16 protein-coding genes are annotated in these 17,927 nt (G+C 36.6%); 9 read left to right on the forward strand and 7 right to left on the reverse strand.

The window, feature by feature from the left end; all coding sequences use genetic code 11:
* Positions 1-122 precede the first annotated feature (122 nt).
* The 9 genes from SB679_RS02735 to SB679_RS02775 all read left to right on the forward strand — a co-directional run bounded on the left by SB679_RS02735 (position 123) and on the right by SB679_RS02775 (position 10,283).
* The gene (locus SB679_RS02735) at positions 123-533 is read left to right on the forward strand and encodes a DUF6157 family protein (RefSeq protein WP_410700699.1); all 411 of its coding nucleotides are present in this window, start codon (positions 123-125) and stop codon (positions 531-533) included.
* Between the two features lie 95 nt (positions 534-628).
* Positions 629-1,021, forward strand: coding sequence for an acyl-CoA thioesterase (locus SB679_RS02740; protein ID WP_410700700.1), 393 nt, complete (start codon positions 629-631; stop codon positions 1,019-1,021).
* Positions 1,018-1,578, forward strand: a complete 561-nt coding sequence (locus tag SB679_RS02745; RefSeq protein ID WP_410700701.1) for a helix-turn-helix domain-containing protein — start codon at positions 1,018-1,020, stop codon at positions 1,576-1,578. Before SB679_RS02740 ends, SB679_RS02745 begins: the two co-directional genes overlap by 4 nt.
* Positions 1,579-1,689: 111 nt before the next feature.
* Positions 1,690-4,743, forward strand: coding sequence for a heavy metal translocating P-type ATPase (locus tag SB679_RS02750; RefSeq protein ID WP_410700702.1), 3,054 nt, complete (start codon positions 1,690-1,692; stop codon positions 4,741-4,743).
* A gap of 17 nt (positions 4,744-4,760) precedes the next feature.
* Positions 4,761-5,489: a DUF72 domain-containing protein gene (locus tag SB679_RS02755; RefSeq protein ID WP_410700703.1), complete on the forward strand. Its 729-nt coding sequence runs from the start codon at positions 4,761-4,763 to the stop codon at positions 5,487-5,489.
* 346 nt (positions 5,490-5,835) lie between these two features.
* Positions 5,836-6,702: a polysaccharide deacetylase family protein gene (locus SB679_RS02760; protein WP_410700704.1), complete on the forward strand. Its 867-nt coding sequence runs from the start codon at positions 5,836-5,838 to the stop codon at positions 6,700-6,702.
* A 246-nt stretch (positions 6,703-6,948) separates the two neighbouring features.
* On the forward strand, positions 6,949-7,608 hold the full coding sequence (locus SB679_RS02765) for a YggS family pyridoxal phosphate-dependent enzyme (RefSeq protein WP_410700705.1): 660 nt from the start codon (positions 6,949-6,951) through the stop codon (positions 7,606-7,608).
* Positions 7,609-7,664: 56 nt separating this feature from the next.
* Positions 7,665-8,849 carry a sigma-54-dependent transcriptional regulator gene (locus SB679_RS02770; protein ID WP_410700706.1) on the forward strand — a complete coding sequence of 395 codons (1,185 nt, stop codon included), beginning with the start codon at positions 7,665-7,667 and terminating at the stop codon, positions 8,847-8,849.
* 72 nt (positions 8,850-8,921) lie between these two features.
* Positions 8,922-10,283 (forward strand): MATE family efflux transporter, encoded by a 1,362-nt coding sequence (locus SB679_RS02775; RefSeq protein WP_410700707.1) that lies wholly within the window; start codon positions 8,922-8,924, stop codon positions 10,281-10,283.
* Positions 10,284-10,326: 43 nt separating this feature from the next.
* Here SB679_RS02775 and SB679_RS02780 read toward each other — a convergent pair whose 3' ends face one another.
* The 7 genes from SB679_RS02780 to fucP all read right to left on the reverse strand — a co-directional run bounded on the left by SB679_RS02780 (position 10,327) and on the right by fucP (position 17,925).
* The gene (locus SB679_RS02780; protein ID WP_410700708.1) at positions 10,327-10,830 is read right to left on the reverse strand and encodes a GNAT family N-acetyltransferase; all 504 of its coding nucleotides are present in this window, start codon (positions 10,828-10,830) and stop codon (positions 10,327-10,329) included.
* 205 nt (positions 10,831-11,035) lie between these two features.
* Positions 11,036-13,438, reverse strand: a complete 2,403-nt coding sequence (locus SB679_RS02785; RefSeq protein WP_410700709.1) for a prolyl oligopeptidase family serine peptidase — start codon at positions 13,436-13,438, stop codon at positions 11,036-11,038.
* Between the two features lie 136 nt (positions 13,439-13,574).
* Positions 13,575-14,108: a hypothetical protein gene (locus SB679_RS02790; protein WP_410700710.1), complete on the reverse strand. Its 534-nt coding sequence runs from the start codon at positions 14,106-14,108 to the stop codon at positions 13,575-13,577.
* Positions 14,109-14,218: 110 nt separating this feature from the next.
* Positions 14,219-14,647 (reverse strand): DoxX family protein, encoded by a 429-nt coding sequence (locus SB679_RS02795; protein WP_410700711.1) that lies wholly within the window; start codon positions 14,645-14,647, stop codon positions 14,219-14,221.
* Positions 14,648-14,714: 67 nt separating this feature from the next.
* Complete coding sequence (gene era, locus SB679_RS02800) at positions 14,715-15,590, reverse strand: GTPase Era (protein ID WP_034714496.1); 876 nt, start codon at positions 15,588-15,590, stop codon at positions 14,715-14,717.
* A 211-nt stretch (positions 15,591-15,801) separates the two neighbouring features.
* Positions 15,802-16,641: a sugar phosphate isomerase/epimerase family protein gene (locus SB679_RS02805; protein ID WP_410700712.1), complete on the reverse strand. Its 840-nt coding sequence runs from the start codon at positions 16,639-16,641 to the stop codon at positions 15,802-15,804.
* Between the two features lie 39 nt (positions 16,642-16,680).
* Positions 16,681-17,925 (reverse strand): L-fucose:H+ symporter permease, encoded by a 1,245-nt coding sequence (fucP, locus tag SB679_RS02810; protein ID WP_410700713.1) that lies wholly within the window; start codon positions 17,923-17,925, stop codon positions 16,681-16,683.
* Positions 17,926-17,927 lie beyond the last annotated feature (2 nt).

Consider the following 17,927-nt stretch of genomic DNA (forward strand, 5'->3'; position numbering starts at 1 on the left):
TAATTCTGAAATTGCCAAAATAATATTAATTTTAAAAACAAATGCATTAAGGTATAGCAGAACTAAAAACCAAACACAAAATCCCTATCCTTAATATAAATATATAACACTAAAGCAACTTCATGAAGCATACCACGAATTATACCAACACTTTTATTGAAGTAGCAGAAGACTGCCCTGTCTCCAAAGCACAGATACCACCCGAAAAGGAGGTAAAGACATTAGCTGGTTTTCAGTATGAAAAGATCATTAAAAATCCTTACGCTTTTTCATCCGATGATATTATTTTTGAATGGTTTGCGATAAAACATGATATTACTGGAACTGAGAAACAAGAAGCGAGAGAAAAATTCTTTTCCAAAGGACAGGCATGCTTCCGTGCTTCCCCGCTTGCTAAAAGATATGGTTTTGGATTTCATCATAATTCCGAAGGAAAAGTGGCCGTTTTTCCTGTTGAAAGCGAAGAATATCAAAAATTTCTGAAAAACAGTTTTATAACCAAAGTAAAAGCCATGCGGTCCAAAAGAAAATGATTGAGAAAATAAATAATCTTCTTCAAATAACTAAATAGCATTCCTTTGATAAAGCCAGTTTTAAACGCTAAATTTGCATCACAAATAATCAACACATGAATTACCATACTAGAAAATGGGTAAAGCCAGAAGATTTAAATCCCAACCATTCGCTTTTCGGAGGAAGACTTTTACAATGGATTGACGAAGAAGCCGCGCTTTATGCTATTATTCAACTGGAAAACACGAAAGTGGTTACAAAATTTATTTCTGAAATCAATTTCGTAAGTTCAGCCAAACAGGGCGACATTATTGAGATAGGAATCGAAGTCTCTAAGTTTGGTTCTAGTTCTATTACGTTACAATGTGACGTCAGAAATAAAATGACCCATCAAAGCATTATCACGGTTGATAAAATCGTTATGGTTAATCTAGATGAAGAAGGAAACCCAGCTCCTCATGGGAAAACACAGGTTGAATTTGTGAAAGACAGACTCAATAAATTATGAAACTCTTTATAAAAAATATGGTCTGCGGCAGATGCATTTCGGCTGTTGAAAATATTTTCAGCGAAGCTGATATCAAAGTAAAATCCATCCGTCTGGGTGAAGTAGAACTCGAATCCGAAATTTCTGAAAATCACCTTCTAGCCATCGAAAAACAATTGGAAGAAACCGGTTTTGAAAGAATAAAAGATTCTTCCCATCAGCTTATTGAAAAAATTAAAAATCTGATCATCCTGAAAATAACCGAACAGGATATTGATGAAAACTTTTTGCTTTCTGAATTTTTAACGTCAAAGCTTCACAAAGATTACAGCTCGCTTTCAAAACTGTTCTCACAGAATGAAAACATTACTTTAGAACAATTTTTCATCCTTCAAAAGATTGAAAAAGTAAAAGAATTGCTTTTGTATAATGAATTCACCCTTACTGAAATTGCAGGGAAATTAGGTTATAAAAGTGTTCAGCACCTTTCTTCACAGTTCAAAAACAGCACAGGCTTCACTCCTACTGAATTTAAAAAGCTGAAGATCCACAACAGAAAACCTTTAGACAGTCTTTAAATCCTTTCTGGCGTTCAATTAGCCTACCAACCAAATTCTATAACTATTATCCTTAAATTTATAACAGCCTTACATTTTCATTGATGAAATTTGTAGTATAAATTTAGGATTATGGAACGTCAATATAATATACTCGGAATGACCTGCTCCGGTTGTCAGAAGAAAATTTCTGAGAAACTGAATAGCATTGAAGGTTTAAAAGCCGATATTAATCTGGAAAACAGCACTGCAACAATCATCTCCGACAAAGAAGTAGAAGTAAGTGCTCTTAATAAAGCTTTATCAGAAATTGGGAAATACAGATTGGAAGATCCCAACAGCCATGAAAAAACTTTTAAAGTACTGGGGATGACCTGCTCTGGCTGTCAAAAGAAAATTTCCGAAAAACTGAACAGCATTCAAGGGATAAAAGCCGATATAAACCTGGAACACAACACGGCAAGAATCACTTCAGATAAAGCAATAGAAATAAATGTTCTTAATAAAGCGTTAGAAGAAATTGGAAAATACAGATTAGAAGACCCTAATACTCCCGAAAAAACTTTCATAAAGCCTCAGGACCGTGTTTCTCCGTCTTCAGTGTATTATTGTCCCATGGAGTGTGAAGGGGATAAAGTCTATTTTAAGCAAGGCGAAAGATGCCCTGTCTGTAATATGTATTTAGTTCCGATTGAGGAAAAACAGGCGAAAGATCCCAATCACAAACCCACATTTTCTTCAACCCACCTTCCAGAAAATTTTAAAGACAGTATTGGAAAATATTACTGTCCGATGTTCTGTGAAGGAGATACAGTATATGACGAAAAAGGAGATTGTCCGGTCTGTCATATGCACCTAGAAGAAATCACCGAAGATCTGGCTAAAAACGCTGCAACACACCAACATCATTCCCATGACCACAGCCATCATCATGAAGCGCCTAAAGTTACTGATGATATGGCCGGAAAATATTACTGCCCTATGTATTGCGAAGGCGACAAAACATATGACAGCAACGTAGGTTGTCCTGTCTGCGGAATGGATCTTGTAAAATATCCCGAAAAGAAAACCGCAAAATACAGCTGTCCCATGCATCCGGAAATCATTAGAGATGAACCGGGAGACTGTCCGATCTGTGGAATGGATCTGGTAAGAATGCCCGACAGTGAAGGCGAAGAAGAAGATGAAACATACTCTATTTTAAAACGAAAATTCATTATTTCCTTAGCGTTTACGATCCCTGTTTTTATTCTTTCTATGGGAGGAATGTTTATTAATTTCCCATTCTCTCACAACATACAAGGAATCATTGAATTAGCTTTAACCCTTCCTGTTTTGTTTTTTTCCGGCTGGTTTTTGCTTAAAAGAGGCTGGATTTCATTCAAAACATGGAACCTGAATATGTTTAGTCTGATTGCTCTGGGAGTTGCTGCTGCATTTATATTCAGCCTTACCGCACTGGTTTTTCCTGATCTCATTCCGCATGAAATCAGAGGACATAACCACGAAATACCTCTGTATTTTGAGGCCATATGTGTGATTTTGACCCTTGTCATTTTAGGACAGCTTATGGAGGCTGCAGCTCATAAGAAAACAGGGAATGCCATCAAGGAATTAATGAACCTTTCTCCTGATGAAGCCAATCTTATCGTCAATGGAGAAGAAAAAAAAGTACTGCTTTCCCAGGTTAAAATCGGAGATCTATTAAAAGTAAAACCGGGCGAAAAAATTCCGGTTGACGGAAAGATTATTGAAGGAAACTCAGTCGTAGACGAAAGCATGATTACCGGAGAACCTATTCCGGTGGAGAAAAATGTTGATGATAAAGTTTCTTCCGGAACGATTAACGGAAATCAGGTCTTTATAATGAAGGCTGAAAAAGTAGGTGATGAAACCCTGCTTTCGAAAATCATCAAGATGGTGAATGAAGCCAGCCGAAGCAGAGCACCGATTCAAAAGTTAACGGATAAAGTTGCTAAAGTTTTTGTACCTACAGTAATTGTTATTGCCATTCTTACCTTTATTTCATGGCAGCTATTCGGTCCTGAAGGTAAAAAATCATTATTTGCTTTCATCAATGCCGTAGCTGTTTTAATTGTAGCCTGTCCCTGTGCCCTTGGCTTAGCGACTCCAATGTCATTAATGGTTGGGATCGGAAAAGGTGCCAAAAACGGCATCCTTATTAAAAATGCAGAAGCGCTTGAAGAAATGCACAAAGTGAATGTGCTGATTACAGACAAAACAGGAACCCTCACAGAAGGAAAGACTTCGCTGGAACACATAGAATCAGTGGATGGAGCAGACCAGAACCTGATGTTGCAGTTAGCTTTTTCATTGAACCAAAATTCTGAACATCCTTTATCCAATGCGGTGATCAAAAAAGCCAAAGAACAGAAGCTATCCGGTGAAAAAGTCACGGATTTTGAAAATATCTCAGGAAAAGGTGTTAAAGGAAATATTAATGGGAAAACAGTGTATGTAGGAAATGAAAGCCTGCTGTCTTCCCACCAGATATCAATCCCTGACCATATAAAACAAAAAGCAGTTGAAGTACAATCTAAGGCCCATACGATCTCTTATATCGCTCAGGATAATACGGTTTTAGGATTCATCAGTTTTACTGATAAAATTAAAGAAAGTTCTAAAAAAGCAGTTGAACATCTGATGACGGACGGAATTGATATCGTTATGATGACCGGCGATAATGAGCATACCGCAAAAGCCGTAGCTGATGAATTAGGAATACGTCATTATAAAGCCAACTGTCTTCCGGAAGATAAACTCAATGAAGTAAAAAAACTTCAGAAAGAAGGCAAAATTGTAGCCATGACCGGAGATGGAATCAACGACTCCCCTGCTCTGGCACAAGCCAATGTAGGAATTGCCATGGGAACCGGAACGGATGTTGCCATTGAAAGTGCTGCTATCACTTTATTAAAAGGAGATATTTTAGGCGTTGCCAAAGCAAAACTTCTTAGTGAAAAACTGCTGAAAAACATTAAGGAAAATCTCTTTTTCGCATTCATCTATAATGTGCTGGGAATTCCTATTGCGGCAGGATTATTGTATCCATTTTTTGGAATTTTATTATCACCGATGATTGCAGCTGCTGCCATGAGTGTAAGCTCATTATCTGTGATTTTAAATTCACTCAGATTAAATTCTGTGGATTTGAATATACGATAATCAGATAAACAAAAGTTATGATAAAAGAAAGTCTTTACATTGGGTGCTCGGGATTTTATAATACTGACTGGAAAGGGTCTTTATACCCTCCGGAAGCTCAGAGTAAGGACTTTCTTACGTTATATTCCCGGGAATTCAACTCGGTGGAAATCAATTCTACATTTTACAGGAAGCCTACTGCCAAAACCCTTTTAAAATGGCATGATGATACTCCGGATGATTTTAAGTTTTTCATTAAAATACCGAAGGCGATTTCCCATGAAAAGCGTCTTGAAAACTGCAAAGAGGAAATCACAGAATTTTGCGGGCATATTCATTCCCATCTCAAAAAAAAATTAGCCGGATTCTTATACCAACTGCCTCCATCTTTTAAAAATACGGACGAAAATCTTGAACGGGTTTTGAGCAATATGGATTTCAATTTTTTGAATGTCGTAGAGTTCCGTCATGAATCATGGTGGCGCAGTGAAATTTTTGAAGTCTTACAACCTAATAACATCGTTTTCTCCGGAGTCAGCTTTCCGGGAAACCTCCCTGAAGAGGTAATCATCAATCATTCGGAAATACTCTATTACAGACTCCACGGAAAACCTGTTCTTTACAAATCAGAATATTCTGAGGAATTTATTAATGCATTGGCAGAAAAGATCAGGACGTCACACAAGAAAACTTTTATATTCTTCAATAATACCTGGGGAACTGCAGCGATTAAAAACGCAATGTATTTAAAAAGTATTTTGAAGTGATATTAATATTTACAATATAATGCCATATAATTCTCCTACATGGAGAATAAATAACAAATATTTCAATATGACGGGAATAAAATTAAAAATAAATTCCGCTTTGTAAAATAAAAATAAATGCAATGAAAAACTTAAAAAAAGAATTTTTCTACATTTATAAGTGTTAAGATATGAAAAATCAAAATCATATTTAACCAACCCTTACCAACTTGAAAAAAAGCCTAATAATAAGCTTATTAAAATCTCCTTAAAAAGCAAAAATACATCAGGCAATGGCATAAATTTTGTTAACATTAATCCGTAAATTTTAACTATTTTTAACTATTTAAATTCCCATTACCTTACTATGAGAAAAAATTTTGCGGGAAAGTCAAAAAACATGACTTTTCTTGGGATGCTTGCATTGATGAGTGCAGCTTCAATTTCATTCAACAGTTGCCATGATGTAAAAGATAAGAAAGAATCTGAAAAGATGATTTCGCAAGAATATCCCGACGCAAAACCAGCCTCCAGTATTGATAATGAAAATGTAGAAACAGATAAAAGAGTTATTTATCTTACATTCGATGACGGCCCTAATCAAGGTACCGAAAATCTTATGAAAGTTTTAAGTAAAAAAAATGTTTGCGCTACTGCTTTCCTGGTAGGAAAACATGTTTATGGAAGTAAAAAGCAGAAAAATGATCTTGAGCTTTTAAGACAAAATCCCCTGATTGAACTGGCTAACCACAGTTTTTCCCACGCCCACAATAAATACACAGAGTTTTATAAAGATTCGAATGCGGTAGTCCGTGACTTTGATATTGCCAAAGACAGCCTGAAATTGGCGGATAAAATCGCAAGAACTCCCGGAAGAAACATCTGGAGATTGAATAATATCAATGCAACTGATATTAAAAGCTCTACCAATGCAGCCAACAGCCTTAAAAAAGCAGGGTATAAAGTGATCGGATGGGATCTTGAATGGAAACCCACCAATAAAATGGCCCTAAAAGGAAACCATGAAGCGATGCTGAAAAAAGTAGACAGCATCTTTTTCAATGACCTGGAAAAGACGTCAAGACACCTGGTGCTTCTTACGCATGATCAATATTTAGCGGACTCTGATTCTATCAATGAGCTGGAGTTGTTTATTGATAAATTACAGAAGAGCAACAGATTCGTTTTCCGTAAGATATCTCAGTATCCAAAAATCAACGAGATTTTGAATTAATCTGATTTAAAATACAGCAACAATAATTCAATATAAATACATTGTAAGTATTCACCTTAAAATCTGAACAGATTCTAAAAACAAAAAAGCGCTTCGACTCCGTTTGGCAGGACAATTTTAATCATAAAATTCATGCTGACCGGGGTCGAAACGTTTTTCCACAGAACCTTCCTGATTAAAAATTGTGCGCTTTAAAATTTTATAAATCATTCGTTTTTTGCTTTTAAAATTCAGAAATTTGCAGGTATGGAGATTACAGAAAACTATAATACGATCAAAAAACAACTTCCCTCCTCTGTGGAATTGGTTGCTGTTTCCAAAACCCATCCTGTTTCAGCCATTCAGGAGGTTTATGACCTGGGGCAAAGAGTTTTTGGAGAAAATAAAGTTCAGGAACTGATGGAGAAATATCCATTGCTTCCGAAAGATATCCAATGGCACTTAATCGGCCATCTTCAGACGAATAAAGTAAAATACATCGCTGAGTTTATCGATACCATCCAAAGTGTGGATTCTGAAAAACTTTTATTGGAGATTAATAAGGAATCCCATAAGCATAACAGAAAAATCAAAGTCCTGCTTCAGGTAAAAATTGCTGAAGAGGAAAGTAAATTCGGGCTTGAAATTGCCGAAGCCAAAGATATTTACCAGCAATACATCAATGGAAATTTCCCGGATGTTGAAATTACAGGATTAATGGGAATGGCCACATTTACGGATGATGAGCAACAGGTTCGTAAAGAATTTTCGGTGCTGAAAAATCTGTTTGATGAATTAAGTCATGTAAAAGAATTAAAAACCTTATCCATGGGAATGAGCGACGATTTTCCCATTGCTATTGACTGTGGTGCCAATTCCGTAAGGGTGGGTTCTGCTATTTTCGGAAGAAGAGATTATTCAAAATAGAACATTTAGGTATAGTTTTTGCTAATAATTGAATCAAAAAATCTAAATTTGCAACTATGCAAAAAATCCTTATTGTAGAAGACGAAAAAGCAATTTCGGGAGTATTACACAGCATTCTTTCTGATGAACTTACCGACTATGAATTTGTTATCGCAGAAGATGGCCTTGAAGGCTACAAACAGCTAGAAAAAGAAGATTTCGCATTAGTGATATCGGACATAAAAATGCCTAAATTATCAGGTACTGAACTTTTAAAACAGACTCTAGCTCTAAAACCTGAAACTACTTTTATCATGATCTCAGGCCACGCAGATATTGATTCTGCTGTTTCCTGCTTAAGGGATGGTGCATATGACTTCATTTCAAAACCAATCGACATCAACCGACTTATTACCAGCGTGAAAAATGCTTTGGTGAAAGAGACGTTGAAAAAAGAGAACAAAAATCTTCAGACGGAAAACAAAACGCTGAAGAAAAAGGTGAGCAAAAAATATCAGATGATCGGTGATTCTCCTGCGTTGCAGAAGATTCAGGATATGATTGAAAAAGTTGCTGTGTCTGACGCCAGAGTTTTAATTACAGGGCCTAACGGTGCCGGAAAAGAGCTTGTAGCCCATGCTATTCATAATCAAAGTGACCGTTCAAGAGGTCCGATGATCGAAGTGAACTGTGCTGCGATTCCATCTGAATTGATTGAATCTGAACTTTTCGGACATGTGAAAGGATCTTTTACCGGTGCGATTAAAGATAAGCAGGGTAAATTCGAGCAGGCTAACGGAGGTACCATTTTCCTGGATGAAATCGGAGATATGAGTCTTATCGCTCAGGCTAAAGTATTAAGAGCATTACAGGAAAGCAAAGTTTCTCCTGTGGGAAGCGATAAAGAGATAAAGGTTGATGTAAGAGTGATTGCAGCAACCAACAAAAACATGCAGAAGGAAATTGAAGAAGGAAAATTCAGAGAAGACCTTTATCACAGACTTTCTGTGATTGAAATCTACGTTCCGCCATTGGACGACAGAAAAGAAGACATCAAATTATTGGTTGATCATTTTTCAGGAATGATTGCTGATGAACACGGTACTGCTGTGAAAAAATTTGATACGAAGGCTGTTGAAGCATTGAAAGCTCTTTCCTGGACCGGAAATATCAGAGAACTGAGAAATGTTGTTGAAAGATTAATTATCCTTGGTGGAAATTCTGTTTCCGAAGAGGATGTTGCAAGTTTTGTAAGAAAGTAATTTAATTATTAATTAAAATAAATTATAAAAAATTTGCAGTACTTTATACTGCAAATTTTTTTTTGAGCCATCATGAATTTTTTAAATAAAAACTATACGAAAGAGTGCCTTACTTTGGCTCTCCCTGTGATGCTTACGCAGGTGGGGCAGGTTTCGGTAAACTTATTTGATAATATTATCGTTGGAAAAATGCTGGGTGCCGATGCGTTGGCATCCGTTTCCCTGGGAAATGCCGTATTTTTCTCCACATTTGTTCTTGCTTTAGGATTTTCCTTTGCGATTCCGCCACTGGTTTCCGAAGCGCATTCCAAGCATGACCACGCTACCATCAATTCTGTCTTCAGTCATGGATTTATCATCAATATGGCTGTGGGGATTATTTTGATGAGTATACTGCTGTTAGGTCTGCCTCTACTCTATCATTCCGGGCAGCCGGCGAAGATTATTCCTGATACCGTACATTTCTTAGGAATTATGGCGATCAGTATGATTCCTTTTATGGCATTCCAGACATTAAGGGAAGTTTCTGAAGGATTATCTTATACGATCGGGGTAACGAAAGCTACGATCATTGCGAACGTTATTAATATTGTTTTAAACTACGTTTTCATTAAAGGACTTTGGGGGATTCCTCCGATGGGTGTCAAAGGATCCGCGTTAGCAACCCTGATATCCAGAATATTTATGGTAGTATTCCTTTATTTCGTATTGGTCAAAGAAGAAAAAACAAGACGATATATTAAAGATTTTTCCTTAAAAATTCAGGTATTTTCTAAAAAAATGTTTGATAAAATGGTAAGATTAGGATTGCCTACTGCCTTACAAATGTTTTTTGAAGTAACAGCTTTTGCAGGGGCTGCATTTATCTGCGGACTGATTTCAGCGCATGATATCGCTTCTCATCAGATTGCGTTGAGTATGGCTTCGTTTACCTTCAATTTATGTGTTGGATTCAGTGTGGCTTCGACTGTAATGATTGGAAGAAAGATGGGAGAGCAAAATTTTGTGGAACTGAGAAAAATGGGAATTAACAACCTTAAGATTGCGTTTATTTTCATGTGCATCTGCGGAATTTTCTTCATTTTGGGAAGAAATATCCTTCCTACTTTCTTTACTAAAAAAGAAGAAGTAGAAGTGATCATGCTGGCTTCAAAGTTAATGATCATCGCTGCTTTATTCCAGCTTTCCGACGGAGTTCAGGTAACGGCTTTAGGTATGCTGAGAGGTATGCAGGATGTAAAGATTCCTTCCATCTACACTTTTGTCGCCTACTGGGTGATAACCATTCCGTTAGGGTATTTCTTCTGTGTTACTATGGAAATGGGTGCTTTTGGAATGTGGATCGCCCTGGGATTAGGATTGACCATTTCAGCCTTTTTCCTTGTCAAACGATTTTTAAATATGTCTGCAAAGAGAATTAAGCAGAATTCATAATAGTAAAAATAAAGCGGTCTTAAAAGGCCGCTTTTTTATTATCTTAACCGATTCTCTTTCCTAAAATCACCAAACTCCTTTCTACTCCATCCAAAACCGCTACATTAGGAAACATTCCCCAATCTTCAAAACCAAAGTATCGGAAGAGTTTCAAACTCGGCTCATTATGCAAAAAGATAAAACCTAATAATGTTTTTACTCCAAACTTACCTGCATTGTCGATACAATATTGAAGAACTTTCTTACCAAAACCTTTTCCACGACAACTTTCGTCCAGATAAATGCTCATTTCAACCGTTCCATTATACGCCGGTCTTCCATAAAATGAAGAAAAACTTACCCAGCCAATTATCCCATTGTCATGATTTTCAATTACCCAAAGAGGTCTTGTTTCGGGATTATGCTCCTCAAACCATTTTTTCCGGCTTTCCACAGAAACATCTTCTGTATCAGCTGTCACCATTCTTGAAGGAATGGTAGAATTATATATTTCCACTATTTTTTCTAAATCTTCCAGGTCTGCATTCCTGAAGTGTATCTCTTCCATTTTTACTGTGAACTTTTTACAAATATCTCAAAAATGAATCATTTACATAGACTCCAGAACTTAATTCTATATATTATACTCATAATCAAGTTATTAAATTTTAATGCTTTTAAACTATTCTATTTCACAAAAAGAGATGGGTTCTTCACTTTGCTCATCGCAATGACAAAGCAAAACCCGTCCAAAATGAACGGAAGGATGATTTTTATTTCTTTAAACATTTCTCCAGGAACTGATCCTGTTCCCATAAAAGGTGAAAAATGTTTTCTTTTGCCTGATAGCTGTGCGCTTCTTTCGGTAACAATACCATTTTTACCGGTGCTCCCAGGTTTTTCAATGCCTGGAAATATCTTTCCGTTTGAAGGGTAAAGGTTCCTGGGTTATTGTCTGCATCTCCATGTACTAAAAGCAATGGTGTCTTCATTTTGTCCGCATTCATAAACGGTGACATCGCATTATAGATTTCCGGAATATCCCAATAATTTCTTTGCTCGCTCTGGAAACCGAAAGGTGTCAACGTTCTGTTGTACGCCCCACTTCTCGCGATACCGCAGGCAAAAAGTTTAGAATGAGTCAAAAGATTCGCGGTCATAAAAGCTCCGTAAGAATGCCCTCCTACCGCTACTTTCTTTTTATCAATATACCCTAGCTTATCCACCGCATTGATCGCAGCTTCTGCATTGGCAACCAACTGAGGAATAAAAGTATCATTAGGTTCTGTTTTTCCTTCTCCGATAATAGGGAAAGCAGCATCATCCAGTACTGCATATCCTTTGGTTGTCCAATAGACGAACGATCCATAATACGGGAAGGTAAAGTCATTCGGATTCTGGGTATTTTGTCCTGCTGTATTTTTGTCTTTATATTCTGTAGGATACGCCCAGATTAATAACGGAAGTTTTTCTGTTTTTGCTTTTCTATCGTAATTGGCAGGAAGATAAAGGGTTCCTGTCAGGGTAACGCCGTCATTTCTTTTATACGTAATTACTTCTTTGTACACATCTTTGATACTTTCAAAGGGATTGGCAAAATTCGTAACAGCTTCTGTTTTATTGGACTTGATATTTCTTTTAAAATAATTCGGATACTGGCTTGCAGACTGCTGAGTCGTTAGGATTTCTCCTTTTGACGGGTTTAAAATATCAATAATACTTTCTTTGGCATTTTTCAGATTAGAAGTATACAGCCTTTTCTTGGTAAGGGTTTTCATATCCATTTCATCAATAAAAGGATGCTGTCCATCTTTGGTGAACCCATCTCCTATCAGATAGGATTTTCCTCCTTTCATATCCACAACAAATCTTCCGTATTCATTTTTTGTGGTATTAAAATTTCCGGGATCGCTGTAAACATCCTGGTAATTACGGTCATCAATAACTTTAGATTCCCCGTTATTCAGGTCAACCAGGAATGATTTTGTATTTCTTGTATCATACCAGCCTTCCGAAACGATGGCATAATGATCATTAGTCCAGCTTACATCTTCATATCTTTGCTTTGTTTTAAAGAAAGATTTCGGGTCTGCGTTAAATGGTGCTTCCCATGTGAAAATTTCATCCCTGTATTCTGCTGTTTTAGATTGATCTCCTCCATCCAGCGCTTCGGTATATACCAATGTTGCAGGCTTATCACTTCTCCATCCCATATCTCTCTTTCCGGTTCTTACCGATGAAAATCCTTTCGGCATAATCTCGTTCAGAGGAACTTCATTAACGACTTTTATGGTTTTTCCATTGATATCATACACGGTGGTCGTCATAGGAAAACGGTTTAAAGGAACTACATAAGAAAACGGTTTCTTGATTGTTGTCGTCATCAGATAGTTTCCATCCGGAGAAAGGCTTAATCCGGAATACATATCCTGTTCTTTTACTTTTTTCAGGGTTCCGTTCAGGTCAACGTTATATACTTCGGAAGCCGTAAGAATTTCGAAATTCTTTTCATCCTGAGGGTTTTTCAGAAGATCCTGATAGGTTCTGTTTTGGGAAACCTTTCCATCAGCAGTAGAAACGATAGGTCCTGTCGGCAGATCTTTACTTGAGTCGATCAGAGTCGGTCTGCTTTGAGGAAGTGTTTTGATGAGTAAATTCTGAGAATCTTTATACCAGATATAAGGGCTTCCTAAATTGGCATTCAGATTGTCAGCCGTTATCTTTTTGGCCGTTGCCGTTTCAAGGTCTACGATCCAGAGTTCAACTCCTTTGCTGGTGGTATTGGTAAACGCCAGTTTTTTCTCGTCAGGAGAAAATGAAGTGAACGTAATTTTAGGATTAGCAGGCAGGTTTTTCACCTGAATTTCGTTCTTATCGGCGATCTTTCTAACTTTCAGGTTATTTGAGTATGCTGCAGAACTTGAAATATTAGTTACGGGATTAATTCTTAGCCCACCCAGCTTCATTTCCTGCTGACTAAGATCTTCCAATGTTTTATAAGTTGGACGGTAAGTAAAAAGTATCCAGTCTTTTTTACTGTTCATTAAGACACTTGGAGGTCTTTCGTAATCTGCGAGTTTAAGGATTTCAGCAGATGGTTTCTGATAAGTAACATTTTCCTGGGCTTCGTAGAAATTAAGAAACGCCAGAAGGCAAATCGTCAACTTTATCTTCATAATATTCATTTTTTACGAATTTAATGAATTTTTAAGATATATAAGCTAATTAAACTCTTGTGAAAAGAGTAAATCATCAAAGACAAAAAGTTGTGATTATTGATTACTGCAATTGGAAATTTCAATACACTGTGTGTCACACCACTCTTACAAAATCACTTTCGGTTGCTGTAATGCAAAGTTTCAACCCACAATCCGAAAATTTTTGTGCAACATGATAAAATGCAATAGTTGTTCTCAACATTAGCAGTGTACAAATGCCTGCACTTACTGTATCCGCAAAAAAGGCTTCCCCGGCATCATTTTTATATATTCCTGAAAAACCTCTGGCTTTTCCAATCTCAATCCAACTTTTACTTTCAGAAATCCAATGATTGTTTGCTTTAGTATAGTCTTTACAAATATATATGGTGCTGTCCCAACCATTGTCTACACTATAATATAAACACAAAGCCTGTGCATTTTCAGTATTTGCACGCGCAATACATTCATTCATTTTGCTTTCTATCTTTTTTTCGTATCCTTTTAGATTGACCGCCATTATTTTGTCTATCAATTCTTGAGGTACTTTTGATTTTAAAGCCATATCAATAGCATAATGGATCGCATTTTCAATGTCTCCTTTTTCTAAAAAAGTGATACAGTTTTTCCAGTATGTATAGTTTTTCATTCTTTATTTCTATTATATGAACCCTTTTTTTCTGTTAAAGCAATGATGTCAGATATTAATAAAAAAAGAGCATCGTTAAATGCTCTTTTATATGTGTAAACTCAGTATTGTTACCAATCTGAAGCTCTTTTCCTTTTTTCTATCATGTGGTCTACTGAAAATTTTCCAGCACCAAAAGCCATAATCATAAGATAAATAGACAGGTAGATAAAAGCCATTTCTCTTTTCTCAAACGGATCAGCTCCATGTACTACGAAAGCAGCAATAATCATCGTAAAGATCAAAAATCCCAATGATATTCTGGTGAACAGTCCAAGTATCAAAAGAATAGAACAGGCAAATTCAGCAAAAACTGCCAAGATAAGGGAAAATTGAGGCCCCAATCCCATAAAATCGAAAAATTCGATCTTACCACCCGCTAATAACATCTGAAGCTTTGGGAATCCATGAGAAAGCATGGCAAAACCAACAAAAACCCTCACCGCTAATAAAATAATATCTTTAAGAACTGAGCTAGAATTTGAGTTAAAATAGTTCATCTACTGAAAATTTAGATTAAAGGTAATAAAAATCTTTTAATAGAACGGAAACCAGGACATTTTTAGTCTATCTGTACCCGAAGTTTTTTAAATCTCTGTCATTTTTTCGCCAGTCTTTTTTCACTTTCACGAATAAATTCAGATGGATTTTTTTATCAAAGAATTTTTCAAGATCTATTCTCGCTTCAGTCCCTACTTTTTTGATGGCTTCTCCCTTGTGTCCGATGATAATTCCTTTTTGGGTATCTCTTTCCACATAAATGATCGAATCAATAAAAATGATTCCTTCTTTTTCTTTAAACTGTTCTGTTACAACTTCTACAGAATAAGGAATTTCTTTATCATAATTTAAAAGGATTTTCTCACGGATAGCCTCATTAACGAAAAATCGTTCCGGTTTATCTGTATATTGGTCCTTATCGTAATACGGCGGACTGTCAGGAAGTAAAGATTTCAGTTTCGGAAGAATAATATCTGTATTAAAGGCATTCAATGCAGAGATCGGAAGAATTTCCGCTTTTGGAATCCTCTGGTGCCATTCTTCAACTAATTTTTCAAGACCTGCCTGATCTGTCTGATCTACTTTGTTCAGTAAGAGCAATACATGAACGGGGATTTTATTTAATTTATCAATTAAAAATTCCGATGGTTCTGCTTTATCGGTAACGTCTACAATGAATAGAAAAACGTCAGCATCCTGTAAAGAATCCTTTACAAAATCCATCATTTTCTCCTGTAATCCGTATTTTGGGTCTAAAACGCCCGGGGTATCAGAAAATACAATCTGTAAGTCCTCTTCATTATAAATTCCAAAAATTCTGTGGCGGGTGGTCTGGGCCTTTTGCGTTACAATAGCCAGCTTCTCTCCCATCAGTTGGTTGAGTAACGTAGACTTTCCGGCATTGGGCTTTCCAACTATATTTACAAATCCTGCTTTGTGCATAAAAATAATATTACAAAATGCAAAGTTACTAAAAACAAAATTGGTGTTTGCCCAATATGAGAGTTGTTTGCAACTTTTATGATGATCTTTTTTTAATTATCCAGCAATTCAAATAAAAAACCTCCCTGAAAATCCAGAGAGGTTCCGTGAAATTGTACGATATAATTAAAATTGACTGAAAATGGATTACAATAAAAAGTTTAAACACATTTTACACTGCATATTTTTTCATAAATGCTAAACTTCCTAACGCTAATTCTTCTGCATCGTGAGGCGATTTCTGCCATAAAGAAACCATCTGCTGCATTCCCGGGATGGAAGATGAAAAGTTTTCCAGCACCAGATTCCCTTCAAAATCTATTGCTTTTAACGCATTAAAAAGTTCATTCCAATTAACAGTTCCTTCCCCAAGCATTCCACGGTGAGACTCTGTCATATGAATATGTTTAAGCTTTTTCCCGGCAAGAATAACAGGGTCATAAAAATTATTTTCCTCAATATTCATATGGAAGGTATCCAGATGAAGGAAAAGGTTATTTTTTCCGGTTTTTGAAATCAGACCCAGTACATTTTCTGCTGTGTTGCAAACATAGGTTTCATACCTGTTAATAGGTTCAATGGCTATGTTTACTCCTTTTTCCTTCGCATAATCTGCCACATTGCTCCAGACTTCGGTAATGATTTCTGCCTCGCTTTCTGTCAGTGGATTTCCTGAAAAAACACCGATTCCGCCATGAAGAACTCCACAAATAAAATCGGCTTCCAGTTCGGAAGTTTTATCAACCGCCTTTTTCATTAGAGTTTCCGCCACTTTTGGATAAAAAGCAATGTGTGCTTCTTTGGGAAGATTCAGAGAACAAACGACACCAAGCTGATGGTCTTTAAGCTGCTGTTTTACTTCTCCAGCATTAAATTCCATGGAAGCCGGCAATAGAATTTCAAGTAGATCAAAACCGGCTTTTGCTGTTTTCTCTATGGCATATTTTCCTGCTTCAGCCGTCCAGACCGGTGTGATCCATGAAAGAAGGGAAGCTCCAAATTGTATATTCATTGTAACTGTTTATGGAATTATAAAAGTTTGATTCACCCTTTATTTGAGTGTTTTAGGTTTGTAGAATTTCAGCGCAAACAAGATGATCACTGCATAACAAATAATCGGCAGCAAATAAGCATGAGCAACATCCGTTTCTGCTATTTTACCCATGATTGGAGGGAAAACTGCGCCTCCGAACATCGCCATTACCAGGAAAGATGATGCTTGCTGAACTTTATTGCCCAATCTTTTAAGACCCAGGCTGAAAATGGTAGGATACATAATGCTTAAGAATAGATTCAGCATAATCAAACTGATGAATGATACCCATCCGAAACTTTGGGAAACAATGATACAAAGAACAATATTGCACATTGTAAAAATCGCCAATAGTTTATTGGGAGCAATATATTTCATTAAAAATGTGCCTATAAAACGTCCGATCATCATCATCGCCATACTTAAAGAGAAATAATAGGAAGCCTGGGTTTCCTGAAGATGCATTTTTTCCACACCATAATTAATGAAAAACGCCCATGTTCCGCCTTGTGCTGCGATATTGAAAAACTGGGCAATCACAGCAAAAATAAAGTGCCTCTGCTTCCAAAGCGGCGCATTGGGATTGCTGTCATGGTAATCTTCACCGGTAGCATGATCAAGGAGTTCCAATTCTTCGGCATGAGGATCTTTCAGATGAGGAACTTTAATAAAAAAGAAAATAACGGTAATCACCAAAATAACTGTTCCGATCCACGCATACAGGCTTTTTACAGAATCTAAGGAATGATCATCCTGCCCTCTTGAACCGAATATGAAAAATCCGCCTAACAATGGACCTATAATTGCTCCCAAACCGTTAAAAGACTGAGCAAAATTTACTCTCTGATCACTGGTTCTTTCATCTCCTAATGCTGCAACAAATGGATGTGCCACGGTTTCCAGCGTCGCCATTCCCATTGCAAGGATGAACAATGCTATCCTGAAAAAATTGAATGATTGTTGATCTGCCGCAGGAATAAAAAGAAAGCATCCTCCTGCAAATAATACTAATCCTAAAATAACGCCTAATTTATACCCAAATTTTTTCATGAAAATTCCCGCAGGAACTCCCATCAATGCGTAAGCTCCGAAAATTGAAAGCTGTACCAATCCGGATTTTGATTTGGAAATAGAAAGTACATTCTGGAAATGCTTATTCAAAACGTCGCCCATCGTAAGGGCAATGGCCCAGAAAAAAAACAGTGAAATAACGAATGAGAATACGATAAGGTATTTCTTCTCAGTAAATTTAGCTGAATTCATAA

The organism is Chryseobacterium sp. SIMBA_029 (assembly GCF_046535275.1).
Classification (GTDB): Bacteria; Bacteroidota; Bacteroidia; order Flavobacteriales; family Weeksellaceae; genus Chryseobacterium.

What these genes read in the sequence shown, in the direction of transcription:
- SB679_RS02735 (WP_410700699.1), top strand. Translation starts at nt 123, where the DNA reads ATGAAGCATACCACGAATTATACCAACACTTTTATTGAAGTAGCAGAA.
- SB679_RS02740 (WP_410700700.1), top strand. Translation starts at nt 629, where the DNA reads ATGAATTACCATACTAGAAAATGGGTAAAGCCAGAAGATTTAAATCCC.
- SB679_RS02745 (WP_410700701.1), top strand. Translation starts at nt 1,018, where the DNA reads ATGAAACTCTTTATAAAAAATATGGTCTGCGGCAGATGCATTTCGGCT.
- SB679_RS02750 (WP_410700702.1), top strand. Translation starts at nt 1,690, where the DNA reads ATGGAACGTCAATATAATATACTCGGAATGACCTGCTCCGGTTGTCAG.
- SB679_RS02755 (WP_410700703.1), top strand. Translation starts at nt 4,761, where the DNA reads ATGATAAAAGAAAGTCTTTACATTGGGTGCTCGGGATTTTATAATACT.
- SB679_RS02760 (WP_410700704.1), top strand. Translation starts at nt 5,836, where the DNA reads ATGAGAAAAAATTTTGCGGGAAAGTCAAAAAACATGACTTTTCTTGGG.
- SB679_RS02765 (WP_410700705.1), top strand. Translation starts at nt 6,949, where the DNA reads ATGGAGATTACAGAAAACTATAATACGATCAAAAAACAACTTCCCTCC.
- SB679_RS02770 (WP_410700706.1), top strand. Translation starts at nt 7,665, where the DNA reads ATGCAAAAAATCCTTATTGTAGAAGACGAAAAAGCAATTTCGGGAGTA.
- SB679_RS02775 (WP_410700707.1), top strand. Translation starts at nt 8,922, where the DNA reads ATGAATTTTTTAAATAAAAACTATACGAAAGAGTGCCTTACTTTGGCT.
- SB679_RS02780 (WP_410700708.1), bottom strand. Translation starts at nt 10,830, where the DNA reads ATGGAAGAGATACACTTCAGGAATGCAGACCTGGAAGATTTAGAAAAA.
- SB679_RS02785 (WP_410700709.1), bottom strand. Translation starts at nt 13,438, where the DNA reads ATGAAGATAAAGTTGACGATTTGCCTTCTGGCGTTTCTTAATTTCTAC.
- SB679_RS02790 (WP_410700710.1), bottom strand. Translation starts at nt 14,108, where the DNA reads ATGAAAAACTATACATACTGGAAAAACTGTATCACTTTTTTAGAAAAA.
- SB679_RS02795 (WP_410700711.1), bottom strand. Translation starts at nt 14,647, where the DNA reads ATGAACTATTTTAACTCAAATTCTAGCTCAGTTCTTAAAGATATTATT.
- era (WP_034714496.1), bottom strand. Translation starts at nt 15,590, where the DNA reads ATGCACAAAGCAGGATTTGTAAATATAGTTGGAAAGCCCAATGCCGGA.
- SB679_RS02805 (WP_410700712.1), bottom strand. Translation starts at nt 16,641, where the DNA reads ATGAATATACAATTTGGAGCTTCCCTTCTTTCATGGATCACACCGGTC.
- fucP (WP_410700713.1), bottom strand. Translation starts at nt 17,925, where the DNA reads ATGAATTCAGCTAAATTTACTGAGAAGAAATACCTTATCGTATTCTCA.